The sequence below is a fragment of the Hydrogenophaga sp. SNF1 genome (assembly GCF_034421675.1).
GTDB lineage: Bacteria > Pseudomonadota > Gammaproteobacteria > Burkholderiales > Burkholderiaceae_C > Hydrogenophaga > Hydrogenophaga borbori.
In genome coordinates this window covers 2419521-2434175 of sequence record NZ_CP139793.1, presented here as the reverse complement: position 1 = coordinate 2434175, position 14655 = coordinate 2419521, and the positions used below count along the sequence as shown (strand labels likewise).

At 72.2% G+C, this 14655-nt stretch carries 16 protein-coding genes; 8 read left to right on the top strand and 8 right to left on the bottom strand.

What is annotated here, in order from left to right:
- Positions 1-11: 11 nt before the first annotated feature.
- Positions 12-2642, top strand: a complete 2631-nt coding sequence (locus tag SOM08_RS11585; RefSeq protein ID WP_116957455.1) for a [protein-PII] uridylyltransferase — start codon at positions 12-14, stop codon at positions 2640-2642.
- Positions 2643-2668: 26 nt separating this feature from the next.
- Here SOM08_RS11585 and selD read toward each other — a convergent pair whose 3' ends face one another.
- Together selD and senB are read right to left on the bottom strand one after the other, a co-directional pair.
- Positions 2669-3742: a selenide, water dikinase SelD gene (gene selD / locus SOM08_RS11580; RefSeq protein ID WP_322468978.1), complete on the bottom strand. Its 1074-nt coding sequence runs from the start codon at positions 3740-3742 to the stop codon at positions 2669-2671.
- The gene (senB, locus tag SOM08_RS11575; RefSeq protein WP_116957457.1) at positions 3739-4767 is read right to left on the bottom strand and encodes a selenoneine biosynthesis selenosugar synthase SenB; all 1029 of its coding nucleotides are present in this window, start codon (positions 4765-4767) and stop codon (positions 3739-3741) included. Before senB ends, selD begins: the two co-directional genes overlap by 4 nt.
- Between senB and senA the strand changes: the two genes are divergently transcribed.
- The 4 genes from senA (at position 4757) to phnE (ending at position 8550) form a co-directional block, all read left to right on the top strand.
- Positions 4757-5971, top strand: coding sequence for a selenoneine synthase SenA (gene senA, locus SOM08_RS11570; protein ID WP_116957458.1), 1215 nt, complete (start codon positions 4757-4759; stop codon positions 5969-5971). The two genes, senB and senA, sit on opposite strands and share 11 nt — an antisense overlap.
- A gap of 91 nt (positions 5972-6062) precedes the next feature.
- A complete protein-coding gene (locus tag SOM08_RS11565; protein ID WP_322468977.1) occupies positions 6063-6896 on the top strand; it encodes a phosphonate ABC transporter ATP-binding protein in 834 nt (277 codons plus the stop codon).
- Between the two features lie 8 nt (positions 6897-6904).
- Positions 6905-7744 carry a PhnE/PtxC family ABC transporter permease gene (locus SOM08_RS11560; protein ID WP_116957460.1) on the top strand — a complete coding sequence of 280 codons (840 nt, stop codon included), beginning with the start codon at positions 6905-6907 and terminating at the stop codon, positions 7742-7744.
- On the top strand, positions 7741-8550 hold the full coding sequence (gene phnE / locus SOM08_RS11555) for a phosphonate ABC transporter, permease protein PhnE (protein WP_322468976.1): 810 nt from the start codon (positions 7741-7743) through the stop codon (positions 8548-8550). The genes SOM08_RS11560 and phnE overlap by 4 nt, the downstream gene beginning before the upstream one ends.
- Before the next feature lie 9 nt (positions 8551-8559).
- Here phnE and SOM08_RS11550 read toward each other — a convergent pair whose 3' ends face one another.
- Positions 8560-8991, bottom strand: coding sequence for a hypothetical protein (locus tag SOM08_RS11550; RefSeq protein WP_322468975.1), 432 nt, complete (start codon positions 8989-8991; stop codon positions 8560-8562).
- Between SOM08_RS11550 and SOM08_RS11545 the strand changes: the two genes are divergently transcribed.
- A complete protein-coding gene (locus tag SOM08_RS11545) occupies positions 8984-9544 on the top strand; it encodes a helix-turn-helix transcriptional regulator (RefSeq protein WP_322468974.1) in 561 nt (186 codons plus the stop codon). The genes SOM08_RS11550 and SOM08_RS11545 overlap by 8 nt on opposite strands.
- A 63-nt stretch (positions 9545-9607) precedes the next feature.
- On the opposite strand, the gene SOM08_RS11540 is transcribed toward SOM08_RS11545, so the two are convergent.
- The 5 genes from SOM08_RS11540 to SOM08_RS11520 all read right to left on the bottom strand — a co-directional run bounded on the left by SOM08_RS11540 (position 9608) and on the right by SOM08_RS11520 (position 13253).
- Entirely contained in the window at positions 9608-10726 is a 1119-nt protein-coding gene (locus SOM08_RS11540; protein WP_322468973.1) for a PQQ-dependent sugar dehydrogenase, read from the bottom strand.
- Between the two features lie 89 nt (positions 10727-10815).
- Positions 10816-11400, bottom strand: coding sequence for an NnrU family protein (locus tag SOM08_RS11535; protein WP_116957465.1), 585 nt, complete (start codon positions 11398-11400; stop codon positions 10816-10818).
- A 43-nt stretch (positions 11401-11443) separates the two neighbouring features.
- On the bottom strand, positions 11444-12115 hold the full coding sequence (locus SOM08_RS11530) for a DsbA family protein (RefSeq protein ID WP_116957466.1): 672 nt from the start codon (positions 12113-12115) through the stop codon (positions 11444-11446).
- 114 nt (positions 12116-12229) lie between these two features.
- Positions 12230-12598: a hypothetical protein gene (locus SOM08_RS11525; protein ID WP_322468972.1), complete on the bottom strand. Its 369-nt coding sequence runs from the start codon at positions 12596-12598 to the stop codon at positions 12230-12232.
- Between the two features lie 16 nt (positions 12599-12614).
- On the bottom strand, positions 12615-13253 hold the full coding sequence (locus SOM08_RS11520; protein WP_322468971.1) for a LysE family translocator: 639 nt from the start codon (positions 13251-13253) through the stop codon (positions 12615-12617).
- Between the two features lie 149 nt (positions 13254-13402).
- Between SOM08_RS11520 and SOM08_RS11515 the strand changes: the two genes are divergently transcribed.
- A complete protein-coding gene (locus SOM08_RS11515) occupies positions 13403-13912 on the top strand; it encodes a MarR family winged helix-turn-helix transcriptional regulator (RefSeq protein WP_116957555.1) in 510 nt (169 codons plus the stop codon).
- A complete protein-coding gene (locus SOM08_RS11510; protein WP_322468970.1) occupies positions 13899-14582 on the top strand; it encodes a GNAT family N-acetyltransferase in 684 nt (227 codons plus the stop codon). Before SOM08_RS11515 ends, SOM08_RS11510 begins: the two co-directional genes overlap by 14 nt.
- Positions 14583-14655 lie beyond the last annotated feature (73 nt).

The window sequence follows — 14655 nt, the reverse complement described above, 5'->3', positions numbered from 1 at the left end:
GGGGCGTCCCGGTGGACGACCTGGCCAGCCTGCGCCAGCAGTACCGTGAGCACAAGCAGGCGGTGTTCGCCGCCCTGCTGCAGACGGGTGCCTCCACCCGCGGCGTGCGCCAGGCCCTGCACCAGCTCGCCCGCCTGACCGACCAGACCCTGCGCACGCTGTGGCAGCGCGCCGGCTTCGGCCCGCGCTTCGCCCTGGTGGCCGTGGGCGGCTATGGGCGCGGCGAGCTGTTCCCGCATTCCGACGTCGACGTGCTGGTGCTGCTGCCCGAGGGCTGCGAGCCCGACGCCGACGACACCCTCAAGGCCCGCATCGAGGGCTTCATCGGCGCCTGCTGGGACCTCGGCCTGGAAATCGGCTCCAGCGTGCGCACCGTCGACGAGTGCGCCACCGAAGCCGAGAAGGACGTGACCGTCCAGACCTCGCTGCTCGAATGCCGGCTCATCGCCGGCCACCAGGCGGGCTTCCGGCGCCTGGTGGGCCGCCTGGGCGAGGCCATGGACCCCAAGGCCTTCTTCGTGGCCAAGACGCTGGAGATGCGCCAGCGCCACCACAAGTTCGAGAACACGCCCTACGCGCTGGAGCCCAATTGCAAGGAGTCGCCCGGCGGCCTGCGCGACCTGCAGATGATCCTCTGGGTGGCAAAGGCCGCCGGCCTGGGCCGCAGCTGGGACGAGCTCGCCCGCCGCGGCCTGGCCACGCCGCTGGAGGCGCGCCAGATCAAGGCCAACGAGGCCCTGCTGAGCCTGATCCGCGCGCGCCTGCACCTGCTCGCCCACCGCCGCGAAGACCGCCTGGTCTTCGACCTGCAGACCGCCGTGGCCGAGACCTTCGGCTTCAAGCCCCAGCTGCCCGCGCCCGGCGAGACCAACCCGCGCGGCACGCGCCGCGCCAGCGAGGCGCTGATGAAGCGCTACTACTGGGCGGCCAAGGCGGTCGCGCAGCTCAACCAGATCCTGCTGCTCAACATCGAGGAGCGTCTGGGCGACACCGAGCCCGGCGTGATGCGCCTGCGCCCCATCAACGAGCGCTTCTTCGACAAGGCCGGCATGCTGGAGGTGGCCAGCGACAACCTCTACTTCCAGCAGCCGCACGCCATCCTCGAAACCTTTCACATCTACCAGACCACGGTCGGCATCAAGGGCCTGTCGGCGCGCACCCTGCGCGCGCTGTACAACGCGCGCCCGGTGATGAACGCGAAGTTCCGCGCCGACCCGACCAATCGCGCCCTCTTCCTGCGCATCCTGATGGAGCCGCAGGGCATCACGCACGCCATGCGGCTGATGAACCAGACCTCGGTGCTGGGCCGCTACCTCTGGGTGTTCCGCCACATCGTGGGGCAGATGCAGCACGACCTGTTCCACGTCTACACCGTGGACCAGCACATCCTGATGGTGCTGCGCAACATGCGCCGCTTCTTCATCCCCGAGCACTCGCACGAGTACCCCTTCTGCTCGCAGCTCGCGGCCGGCTGGGACAAGCCCTGGCTGCTCTACATCGCCGCCCTCTTCCACGACATCGCCAAGGGCCGCGGCGGCGACCACTCCGAGCTCGGCGCGCACGACGTGCGCAGCTTCTGCCGCCAGCACGGCATCCCGCGCGAGGACACGCGCCTGATCGAATTCCTGGTGGCCGAGCACCTCACCATGAGCCGGCTGGCGCAAAAGGCCGATCTGTCCGACCCCGACGTCATCGCCGCCTTCGCGCAGCGCGTGGGCGACGAGCGCCGCCTCACGGCGCTGTACCTGCTCACCGTGGCCGACATCCGCGGCACCAGCCCCAAGGTGTGGAATGCCTGGAAGGGCAAGCTGCTGGAAGACCTGTACCGCTACACGCTGCGCGTGCTGGGCGGGCGCGCGCCCGACCCGGGCGCCGAGATCGAAGGCCGCAAGCGCGAGGCGTTGCAGATGCTCGCGCTGCACGCCCTGCCCCACAACGCGCACAAGGCGCTGTGGGACACGCTGGACGTGAGCTACTTCATGCGCCACCAGGCCGACGAGATCGCCTGGCACACGCGGGTGCTCACGCGCGAGCTGGCCAAGCCCGGGCGCGACCCCAGCCGCGCCATCGTGCGCGCGCGCCTCTCACCGGCCGGCGAAGGCCTGCAGGTGCTGGTGTACGCGGCCGACCAGGCCGACCTGTTCGCGCGCATCTGCGGCTACTTCGACATGTCGCAGTTCAGCATCCTGGACGCGCGCGTGCACACCACCCTGACCGGCCACGCCCTGGACACCTTCCAGGTCATCGTGCCCGAGATGGCCGAGCACTACCGCGAACTGGTGGCCATGGTCGAGGCCCGGCTGCCACAGGTCATCGACGAGCGCGGCCCGCTGCCGCCGCCCACCAAGGGCCGGCTGTCGCGTCGCGTGAAGAGCTTTCCGATCACGCCGCGCGTGGACCTGCGGCCCGACGAAAAGGCCCAGCGCTGGCTGCTGTCGGTCTCGGCCAGCGACCGCGCGGGCCTGCTCTACGGCATCTCGCGCGTGCTGGCGCGCCACGAGATCAGCGTGCAGCTGGCCAAGATCACCACCCTGGGCGAACGCGTGGAGGACACCTTCCTCATCAGCGGGCCCGAGCTGCAGGTGAACAAGCGGCAGATCCAGATCGAGACCGAACTGCTGGAAACGCTCGAAGGCCATTGAGGGCGCCCGCCGCGCCCCCTCCGGTCTCAATCCACCCGCAGGCGCGCGCCGTCGCCGCTGGCGTCCAGCACCTCGCCAATCTCGGCCGCCTGCTCGAAGCCGTGGCGGCGGAAGGTGGCCAGCACCTCGTCCACGCTGGCGGCGTCGCAGGCCACCAGCAGGCCGCCGCTGGTCTGGGGGTCGCTCAGCAGGGCCTGCTCGACCGACTGCAGACCCGCGCCCAGGCGCACCTCGTGCCCATAGGCCGCCCAGTTGCGGCCCGAGGCGCCCGTCACCATGCCGGCGCCGGCCAGCTCGCGCACGCCGGGGATCAGCGGCACGCGCGACCAGTCCAGGCGCACGGTCTTGTTCGCGCCGCGCGCCATTTCCATCGCATGGCCCGCGAGGCCGAAGCCGGTCACGTCGGTCAGGGCGTGCACGCCGGGCAGCCTGGCCAGGTCGGGGCCCGGCGTGTTCAGGCGCGTGGTGGTGTCCATCATGGCGGCGTAGCCGGCCGCATCGAGCCGCTCCTTCTTGAGCGCGGCCGACAGCACGCCCACGCCCAGCGGCTTGCCCAGCACCAGGCGGTCGCCGGTCTGGGCGTCGGCGTTGCGCTTGATCCGTGCGGGGTGGACCAGGCCCATGGCCACCAGGCCGTAGATGGGCTCCACCGAATCGATGGTGTGGCCGCCCGCGATGGGGATGCCGGCGGCGCGGCACACGTCCTGCCCGCCCTGCAGGATGCGGCCGATGGTCTCGGTGCTCAGCACGCTGATGGGCATGCCCACCAGCGCGAGTGCCATGATGGGTGTGCCGCCCATGGCGTAGACGTCGCTGATGGCGTTGGTGGCCGCGATGCGCCCGAACTCGTAGGGGTCGTCCACGATGGGCATGAAGAAGTCGGTGGTGGCGATCAGCGCCTGCTCGTCGTTGAGGCGGTACACGGCCGCATCGTCGGCGGTTTCGATGCCCACCAGCAATTCCTGGGGCATGGGCATGCCGGTGCTGCCCTTGAGGATGTCGCTGAGCACGCCGGGGGCGATCTTGCAGCCGCAGCCGCCACCGTGCGACAGGCTGGTGAGGCGGGGTTGGGCGGCGGCGGTGGGGATGGGGGCGTTCACGAAGGGGTCTCCGGTTCGGTGGCCGGCGCGGGTTCGCGCGGGCGGACGTCGTTCAACAGGGCCAGCAGCGCCTGGCGTTCGGCCTCGGGCTCGAACAGCGGCGCGCGTGCGGCGCATTGTGCGGCCAGGCGCGCGAGCCTGCCATCGGCCTCGGCCATGTCCGCACGGCACCCGCGCAGCAGGGCCGCCAGGGCGGGCGCATCGCCCACCGGAAAGTAACCGCCATAGGCCTCGCCCAACATGCCGACGTTGCCGTCGATGCGCGAGGCCAGCACCGGCGTGCCGCCGCGCACCGCCTCCAGCACGGCGTGCGCGCCGCCCTCCAGGCGGCTGGCGTGCACCAGCACGTGCGCGCGCTGCAGGCGGCGCAGCACGTCGGCGTGCGGCAGCGGGCCCAGCCAGCGGTAGTGCGGGCAGGCCGCGGCGGTGGCCCGCGCAGCCGCGCCGAGCGCCGGGTCCAGGGCATCGCCGATGTGGTCGATGCGGATGCCTTCGCCGGGGACGATCAGCCGCGCCGCCTCGAACAGCGTCTGCGGCGATTTCTCGTCGCGCAGGTGGCCCACCATCAGCGCGCGCAGGAAGCGCCGGGGCTTGGGCAGGGGCGCGCGCGCGGGACCCGACTGGAACACCACGCGGCAGCGCTCGCGCAGCGGCGGCGGCAGCGCCAGCGGCCCGCGCTCTTGCAGCACCACCAGGCGGTGCGCGAGTGCCAGCGAGCGGCGGGCGTCGGCGTCGCCCTGGATGTCGCGGTACAGGTCGGTGCCCGTCAGCACCACCACCAGGGGCGCGAGTGGGTGCCCCTTCGCCCAGGCCGCGACGGACGCCGCCGAGCGGCGCGCGTGCAGCGCGATCAGTGCCGCCGGCGTCTCGTGCAGCCTGGCCTCGGGCCATTCGCGCACGACCACCACCCGATAATGCCCCGCGAGCAGGCGCGCCCAACGCCGCGCGGTCTGCCAATTGCCGTTGTTCGCGTCGGCCAGCGACGGCGTGACGATGCACAACAGGGGTTTGTGGATGGTGGCCATCGATCAAGGGATTCTGTCGGAGCCCGGCGACGCCTGCGGCGCGGCGGCCGAGCAGGCCCGCCGGGGTGGTCGGGAAACGCTGGCCGCCCTGCTGCGCCGCACGCGCGCGCGCACCCTGCGCCTGGCCCAGGCCTACGAGGCCGCGCTGGGCCCTGGCCTGCGCGTGCCGCGGTCGCCCGAACTCAACCCGCCGCTGTGGGAGCTGGGCCACCTCGGCTGGTTCGCCGACCGCTGGATCGCGCGCCAGCCCACGCCGCAACGCGAGCGCGGCGCGCGCGCCGACCCCCTGGCGCCGCTGGCCCCGGCGCGCCAGGCCGTGCGCGGCCTCGACGCCGACGCGCTCTACGACAGCAGCGCGGTGCCGCACGACGCCCGCTGGTCGCTGCCCCTGCCCGACCTGGCCACCACCCGCGCCGACCTGCAGGCCAGCCTGGACGACACCCTGGCCTGGCTGGCGCGCGCGCCCGAGACCGACGACGGCCTGTACGCCTTTCGCCTCGCCCTCTTCCACGAGGACATGCACAACGAGGCATGGATCTGCATGGCCCAGGTGCTGGACATCGATCCCGGCGAGGCCGCGCCCTCGCCCCCGGCCGCGCGCGAAGGCACGCTGCACCTGCCCGCCGGGCCCTGGACCCTGGGCTGGCGCGGCCCGGGCTTCGCCTTCGACAACGAATGGCCGGGCCAGACCGTCGAGCTCGCGGCCGTCGACATCGATGCGGCCCCGGTGAGCTGGGCGCGCTACCTGCCCGCCATCGAGGCCGGGGCCGTTCCCGTGCCACGCTTCCTCCAACACAAGGCCGGCGGCTGGTGGCAGCGCGCCCAGGGCCGCTGGCGGGTGCTGGACCCGCAGGCGCCGGTCTGCCACGTCAGCGCCACCGAAGCCCAGGCCTGGTGCGCCTGGACCGGCCGGCGCCTGCCCACCGAAGCCGAATGGGAGCGCGCGGCGCTCAGCGCGCCCGGCTTCGCCTGGGGCCAGGTCTGGGAATGGACCGCCAGCGCCTTCGCCCCCCACCCGGGCTTCGAGCCGCACCCCTACCGCGACTACTCCCAGCCCTGGTTTGACGGCCGGCCCGTGCTCAAGGGCGCCAGCTGGGCCAGCGCGCCGCAGATGCGCCACCCGCGCTACCGCAATTTTTTCGGCGCGCCGCGCAACGACATCCTCGCGGGCTTTCGCAGCGTGGCCCTGCCGGCCGCGCGCTGAACGCGCCCCGGGTGGCGCGGGCCGGCCCTGCGGCCGGGATGGGCATTCGCGGTCTAATCCGGGCTTCGTCCCCGCACCGGAGCCACCCGTCTTGGAGATTGCCCTCGAACAGCTCAGCGCGCGCCACCCCGCGGCGCGCGCCACCCAGCCCGCCGCCGTGCAGGACCTGAGCCTGCGCGTGGCCGCGGGCGAACAGCTCGCGGTGATTGGCCCGTCGGGCGCTGGCAAGACCACGCTGCTGCAGCTCATGGCCTGCGCCATGCCGCCCAGCGAAGGGCGCCTGAGGCTCGATGGCGCCGATCCCTGGACGCTGCCGCGCGCCGAGCTGCGCCGCCTGCGCGGGCGCCTGCTGCTCGCACCGCAGGTCCCGCCGCTGCCGCCGCGCCAGCGCGTGGTCACGGCCGTGCTGGCGGGCCGGCTGCCCGCCATGGGCCTGTGGGCCAGCCTGCGTTCGCTGCTGCGCCCGAGCGACATCCCAGCCGCCTTCGCCGCGCTCGAGCGCTTCGACCTCGGCGACAAGCTCTTCGAGCGCGTGGACCGCCTCTCCGGCGGCGAGCGCCAGCGCGTGGGCCTGGCGCGCACCCTGCTGGCGCCGGCCACCGCCTGGCTGGTGGACGAACCGCTCTCGGCCCTGGACCCGACGCGCGCGCGCCAGGCCATCCGCACCCTCGTCGAGGGCGCGCGCGAGCGCCGCGCCACGCTGGTGGCCACCCTGCACCAGGTGGACGTGGCGCTGGCGCACTTCCCGCGCATCGTGGGCCTGCGCGACGGCCGCCTGGCCTTCGACCTGCCCGCCGCCGAAGTCACGCGCGAACGCCTGGCGCGCCTGTACGACCGGTTCGAGCACGAGCTGCAAGGCGGCGCGCCCGCGACCCCATCGCCCGAGCCCGGGGCGGCCGTGCCGCCCATGCTGATGTGCCGCTGAAGCCCGCAATGAACACCGCCCCGGCCCCGCGCGCCGCTCCCACCCGCGACCCGGCCTGGCTGTCGCGGGTGTTCTGGATCGGCGCCGCGCTGGTGATGCTGTGGCCGCTGGGCGTGGCCACCGAGTTCCGGCCCTGGGTGCTGTTCGAGCCCCGCAACCTGCGCGTCTCGGCGCAGTTTCTGGGCAGCTTCCTGCCGCCCGCGCGGGACGGCGAATTCCTCGCGCTGGTGGCGCGAGAGACCTGGCGCACGGTGGCCATTGCCACCGCCGGCATGGCGCTGGCCATGCTGATCGCCGTGCCGCTCACGCTCGCCGCCACGCGCGTGCTCTCGCTGTCCGCCCTGTCGGGGCGCATGGCGCGCGGGCCCTGGGTGGTGCGCCAGGCGGTGCGCTGGTTGCTGATCGTGCTGCGCAGCGTCCCGGAGCTGGTCTGGGCCCTGGTCTTCGTGCGCGTGGTGGGCCTGGGACCCACCGCCGGCGTGCTGGCCATCGCCCTCACCTACGGCGGCATGCTCGGCAAGGTCTACGGCGAGATCCTGGAAAGCGGCGAGCCCCACGCCACGCAGACCCTGCTGCGCAACGGCGCCTCGCGCCTGCAGGCCTTCTGCTACGGCCTGCTGCCCACCAACGCGGCCGAGCTCACCAGCTACACCGTCTACCGCTGGGAATGCGCCATCCGCTCTTCGGTGGTGCTGGGCTTCGTGGGCGCGGGCGGCCTGGGTCAGCAGCTCGACAACTCCATGAAGATGTTCAACGGCGGCGAGGTGGCCACCATGTTGCTGGTTTTCATGGCCCTGGTGGCGCTGGCCGACCGCGTGAGCGCGGGACTGCGAAAGGCGCTCGGATGAATCCCTGGCCGCCCGCCCCGCCCTCCCTGCTCGACCCGCGCGGCAAGGCCCTGTGGTTCCTGCTGGCGCTGGCCGCGCTGGTCGTCGCCAGCTTCTGGTCGCTGGACCTGCAGTGGCGTCAGTTCCTGTCGCTGGACGCGGCGCGCAGCATGGGCCGCTTCCTCGGCGAGTTCTTCCCGCCCGACACCTCGCCCGCGTTCTTGCGCCGCGTGGCCCAGGGCACCTGGGAAACGCTGGCCATGTCGGCCCTGGGCACCGGCCTGGCGGCCGCGGCGGGCCTGGCGCTGGCGCTGCCGGCCAGCCGGCGGCCCGGCGGTGGTGCGTCCTGGGCGCGCGGCCCCACGCGGCTGCTGCTCAATGCGCTGCGCAGCATCCCCGAGCTGGTGTGGGCCGCGCTGCTGCTCATCAGCGCCGGCCTGGGGCCTTTCGCCGGCACCCTGGCCCTGGCCTTCCACACGGCCGGCGTGCTGGGCCGCCTGTTCGCCGAGGCCATCGAGAACGCCCCGCCCGGCCCGGCCGCCGCGCTGCGCGTGCAGGGCGTGGGCGGCGTACGGGTGTTCTGCTACGCCACGCTGCCGCAGGTGCTGCCGCAGCTGCTGAGCTACACCCTCTACCGCTGGGAGAACAACATCCGCGCCGCCGCCGTGCTGGGCGTGGTGGGCGCGGGCGGCCTGGGCCAGATGCTGGCCTTTCACATGGGCCTGTTCCACATGGGCAAGACGGCCACCATCCTCGGCGCGATGCTGCTGATGGTGGCCCTGGTGGACGCTGCCAGCCACGGGGCCCGGCGGTGGATGACGCGCTGAGCCGCGCGACTACGCAGACGCCTTGTACAACAGCCGCCGGCCGGGTGCGGCGGGCATGGGCAGCAGGAGGGCGTTGCGGACGTGTGGATCGTCGTCGAGCTTGAACAGCAGAGGTCCGACCGACGCGGCCTCGCACGGCGCTGGCGCCCACAGCGCGCCAATCCAGCTCACGCTCCAACTCGGGCCTGAATCGCGGCGCCGGTCCAGACGGGCAATGCCGGTGAGGTTCGCGACGGGAATCTGGGCCAGCATGTCCAGCAAGGTGGAATCCCACGCCACCAGGGAGGTCTGCGAGACCTTCTTGCCGCGGTAGGAAACGTCGTAGACAAGCAGGTACCAGGGCCGCTCCATCGAGAGCGTGATGGCCTGCCAGTGGCTCTGGCGAGGGGCGACCTGAGAAGGGTGAAAGTGCTGGACGAGGCCGGGGGCGGTGATGAACAAGTGCGAGCTCCCAAAATCCCAAAGCCACCTATTTATAGCTCAAATTACCAGCTTAAGCGCATGCACGGCCAACACTTTTTTGGTGTCTGAACAAGCATCTGAAATACCGCCCTTCCTTGCCCCGCTGGCGGCGAACCTCGTTGCTCTTCGAGCAAAAGGGAACTGGAGCATCAGTGCGCTGGCGGAGCAAGCGCGTGTGAATCGACGAATGATTCGGCTGGTGGAACAGGGGCAGGTCAACGCCTCGCTGAAGACGATAGACAAGTTGGCTCGCGCCCTCGGCGTCACGGCGGGCTCACTGGTAGGAAACAGGCCGCTGGCCCGGCAAGAAGGTGATGCCTTGATCGAGGAAGTTGTGGCAAGGAACCTTGTCTCGGCGAGGAAGGGGCTCAAGCTGACGCAAGAGAAGTTGAGTCAGCAGTCGGGCGTCAACATGCCCGCCATCGCCGACATCGAACGTCAAGCGCGCAACCCCTCTTTGCTCACCCTTGCAAAGCTTGCCGCTTCGCTCGGCTTGTCACTCGAAGCGCTTCTGACCGATTACCGTTCCTAGCAGAACATGCGCCTCAAGGACCGGCGAGGACATCTCCTTGTTCACCTTGGGCGATGCGAATGATCACCGCACCACCAGCCGCAGCACCTTCCCATCGCTGTCGTCCGTCAGCACGTAGAGCCAGCCGTCCGGCCCTTCGCGCACGTCGCGGATGCGCTGGTTCAGCTCGGTCAGCAGGCGCTCCTGGTGCACCACGCGCCCGCCCTCCATCTGCAGGCGCACCAGGTGGCGGAACTTGAGCGAGCCGGTGAAGGCGTTGCCCTGCCAGGCGGCGCCGTAGCGGTCACCGCGCAGGAACACCAGGCCCGAGGGCGCGATGGAAGGCACCCAGTACTGCACCGGCTGCTCCAGGCCCGCGCGGCTGGTCAGGCCGGCACCGATGCGCCCGCCGCCGTAGTTTTCGCCGTAGGTGATGAGGGGCCAGCCGTAGTTCTTGCCGGCCTCGGGACGGTTGAGTTCGTCGCCGCCCTGGGGGCCATGCTCGATGGTCCAGAGCGCGCCGTCCGGCCCCAGGGCCGCGCCCTGGATGTTGCGGTGGCCGAGGGTCCAGATCTCGGGCAGCGCGCGCGCCTGCTGCGTGAACGGGTTGTCGGGGTGCGGCTGGCCATTGGCCTGCACGCGCACCACCTTGCCATGGTGGTTGTCCAGGGTCTGCGCGTCGTGCATGCGTTGGTAGCGGTCGCCCAGGGTGAGGAAGAGGCTGCCGTCGTCCGCCTGCACGATGCGGCAGCCGAAGTGCAGCCGGCTGCCCACCTTGGGCTTCTGGCTGAAGACCACGCGCAGGTTCTCGAGCGAGGTGCGGTCGTCCGACAGCCGCGCCGAAGCCATGGCGGTGGAATTGCCCACCAGCCCGGGCTCGCTGTAGCAGAAGTGCACGGTGCGGTTGCGGGCGAAGTCGCGGTCGGTGATGACGTCGAGCAAGCCGCCCTGGCCCACGGCATCGACCTCGGGCAGGCCCTTGAGTGGCGGGCTGAGGCGGCCGTCGGCCTCCACCACCCGCAGGCGCCCGGGGCGCTCGGTCACGAGCAGGCGCCCATCGCCAATGAAGGCCAGGCCCCAGGGGTTCTGCAGGCCGCCGGCCACCACCTCGGGCGTCAGGCGCACCGACGGCTGGGCCAGGGCACAGGCGAAGGCCAGGCCCCCGGTCAGGGCGATGAACAGGGGGCGAAGGCGTCGGATCATGGAGTCTCCCATCGGTGTGAGGTGTTCAAGGCGTGCCCCGATGGAGGCGAGCGCCAGCGCCCGGGTTCCCGTGGGGGCCTGCCCAGGCCCTAACCGAACGGCCGCACGCCGATCAGGAAGCCGTGCGCCCAGAACGCGAACACCGCGTACAGGAGCAGGCCGCCCACCAGCGCGATGGCGTCGTTGGCCTTGCCGGGCCCGAAGGTGTGCGGGGCGCGCAGCAGGCCGGCCGACGCACGGCGCTTGAGCGAGACCCGGTCGGCCACGGCCCAGGCCAGGAAGGCGCCGAACAGCACCACGTCCGCCAGGCCGCCATTGGCCAGCAGGTGGGCCAGCGCCCACAACTTGGTGGCCACCAGCATGGGGTGCTTCGCGGCGCGCTGGATGCGCCCCGGCAGGTAGGCCGACAGCAGCAGCACGAACACCGGCAGCATCAGCACGGCGGCCGCGTGGCGCATGGCCACGGGCGGGGTCCACAGCAGCACCGGGTTCTGCCGCGCGGCGCTGTAGCCGGCCACGATGAGGCCGAAACCGGCCAGGGCCACCAGCGTGTAGAGGCCTTTCCAGGGCCCCTCGCCGATGCGGTGCGCGACCGCGTGCCGCCCGCGCGGCGCGACGATCGACACCGAATGGATGCCAAGAAACAGCACCAGTCCGAGCACAAGCCAGTCCATGGTCGACTCCCGTCGTGGGTGGAACGCAAAGACCGCGATGGTCTCACGGCCCCGGCCGCGCGCGGCGGGCGATCGCCACCTCTTCGGCGACCAGCTCGGCCAACGACTCGGGACCGAAGCGCGTCAGACCGCGGCCGTTGACGAAGAAGGTGGGCGTCTTCTCCACGTAGAGCGCATTGAGGTCTTCCACCTCCTGCTGCAGCAGGGCCGCCATTTCGGGGCGCTGCATGTCCTGCAGGGCACGTTCGATGTCCAGCCCGGCCTGCTTGGCGGCGGCGAAGGCCAGCGAGGGGTTGGGCTGCGCATGATCCGCCCAGGCGGGCTGCGCGTCCAGCACCGCCTCCAGCACGGGCTGGTACAGCCCCTGGCGGCGCGCGGCCTCCAGCAGCTTGACGACGCTGTCCGAGCCCGGATGGAACGGGGCGTAGCGGATCACGAGCTTCACCTCGCTGGGGTACTGCTCCAGCAAGGCCTTGACGAAGGGGTGGAAGGCGCGGCAGGCCTCGCAGGACGGATCGAAGAACTCGACGATCGTCACCGGCGCGCCGGCCGGGCCCAGAACCGGCGAATGCATGCGCTGAAGGCGGGCCGGGTCGGCCCGCTGGGGCGCCGGCGCTTCGGCCGGCGCGCGCTGCTGCCAGGCCCACAGGCCGAGCGCAAAAAAGGTCAGGAGCACGCCCAGCAGGACGGCGGTGGTGAGGGGTCTGGTTTTCATGGGGAATCGGATCGGAACGGGGGCCCTGGCCTGGGCGGCGCGGGCCCGGCGCCGCGCGGGCGGCGAAGGAAGGGAACGTGTGGGATGGCGCGGCGTACCGCCAGGCGCGGGGCCTCAGGCGGCTTGACGCGGCGCCCCGTGGCGCGCGGCGGGCCAGTTGGGGCGCTCGGGGCGGCTCGGGTGCCCGTCGCTCGGGCGCCAGTGGGCGGCGCTCGGCGCGGCGCCCCGGCAGGCGGGCGGCACCGCGCCGGGTGAAGGCAGCGCCACGCCGTGCGCGTGGCAGGGGTCGCCATCCAGGCCAGCGGACGCCGCGGTCTGGACGGTCTGCGGGGTCACGGCCTCGGGCGCCGCCGCATCGCCGGTGGCGGCGGCCACCGCCACGGCCGCCGAGACCACGCCGTGCCCGCCGTGCGCCAGCGCCGACACCAGCGGCACGCACAGCAGCAGCAAGATCAACAGCCAGCGGCGCACGGACAGGGGCAAACGGTGGCGGCAGCGCTCAGGCCGTGCGCCGCTGTTCCATGGCCAGGCGCACCGCCAGCGCGGCCAGCACCGTGCCCATCACGTAGCGCTGCGCCGCCAGCCAGCGCGGGCTGCGCGCGAACCACAGCGCCAGCGTCGCGGCCGACAGCACGATGCTCAGGTTCACGCAGAAGCTCACCACGATCTGCGTCAGGCCGAGCTGCACGCTCTGCGCGAACACCGAGCCGTGCGCGGGCGAGACGAACTGCGGAAAGATCGACAGGTAGAAGACCGCGATCTTGGGGTTGAGCAGGTTGGTGAAAAAACCCATGAGAAAGAGCTTGCGCGGCGGGTCAGCCGGCAGGTCCTGCGCCTCGAAGGGCGAGCGCGCGCCCGGCTTGACCGACTGCCAGGCCAGGTAGAGCAGGTAGGCCGCGCCGGCCCACTTGAGCAGCTCGTAGGCCAGCGGCACCGCCATGAACAGCGCGGTCAGCCCCACGGCCGCCGCGAACATGTGCGCCAGAAAGCCCACGACCACGCCCAGGAGCGAAATCACGCCCGCCCGCCGGCCCTGGCAGAGCGAGCGCGACAGCAGGTACACCATGTTGGGGCCGGGCGTGACGGCCACGAACAGGGCGGCGGCGGCGAACAGCAGCCAGTCGTTCAGGGGAACCAAGGGGCGTCTCCGGTGGGCGGGTGGGGTCGAATGGTAGAGGGTCCGCCGTTTCCGGCGCGGGCGGAGGGAATGGTCCGGCTGACGTGGCAATTTCTCCGGGCTTTAAATTAAATCAATTCCAAGGCATATATCTTGTTATATTTATGGCCATGGAAGACGTTGTCAAAGCGCTCGGTCTGCTGACCCTGGGCACGCGCCTGAAGCGCGTCGGCGAGCGGCTGCAGGCGCAGACGCAGGCCGTCATCGAAGCCGAGGGCGTGGACCTGCCCTCGTCCCACCTGCCGGTGCTGGCCACGCTGCAGCGCCTGGGCCCCCTCACGGTGGGCGACATCGCGCTGGCGCTGGGCGTGAGCCAGCCCGGCGTGACACGGCAGCTGGGCAAGCTGCAGGAAGCCGGCCTGGTGATCGCGCGCCAGTCGGCCGGCGACCTGCGGCTGCGCACCATCGAACTGACCGAGGCCGGCCAGCGCCATGTGGCGCATGCCTGGCGCTACACCTGGCCGGCCATCGAGGCCGCCGTGGCCGAGGCCTGCGCGCCGCACGGCCCCACCCTGCTCGCGCTGCTCCAGGCCCTGGAAGAGGCCCTGGACGCGCAAGACCTGCTTGCGCGCGTGAACCGCCACCCGCGCGCCGCCGCAGAACCCCATGCACCCGCTTGACCGCCCCGTCTGGGCCAGCCTCACCGGCGCGCACGCGCCCCTGTCCGTGGGCGGCGCCCTGGCGCGCCGCTACCGGCCCGACGTCAACCGCTTCGCCGCCACACCCGACGACGGTCCCGAAGCCCTGGCCGCGCTGGCGGCCCTGCTGGCGCCGGGCGAGAGCGTCTTCCTGGCCCAGGTGCCCGCGCTGGTGGTGCCGCCGGGCCTGCGGGTGGCCAAGCAAGGCCTGTGTGTGCAGATGCTGGCCACACGCGCGCTGCGCGACGACGGCGGCCCCGACGCCCTGCTGCGGCTGGGCGAGCCCGACGCGGCCGAGATGCTGGCGCTGGCGACGCTCACCGAGCCCGGACCCTTCCTGCCCCGCACCCATGCGATGGGTGACTTCCTGGGCGTGCGCCGGCCCGGCCGGCTGCTGGCCATGGCCGGCGAGCGCTTCCGCGTGCCGGGCTACGCCGAAGTGAGTGGCGTGTGCACGCACCCCGAGGCGCGCGGCCTGGGCCTGGCGCGGCGCCTGTCGGCGGCGGTGGCGGCGCGCATCCAGGCACGCGGCGAGCAGCCCTTCCTGCACGCCTGGGAAACCAACACGCCGGCGATCGCGCTGTACGAGACGCTGGGTTTTCGGGTACGGACGAAGGTGCACGTGGCGGTGCTGGAGCGCTTGGCCGGCTGAGGCACCGGCCCGCCGAGCCCGCTCGCCTGGCAGCGGCCCGGGGAGCTGCGTTGCAAGGTGTCGGCGCAAGACA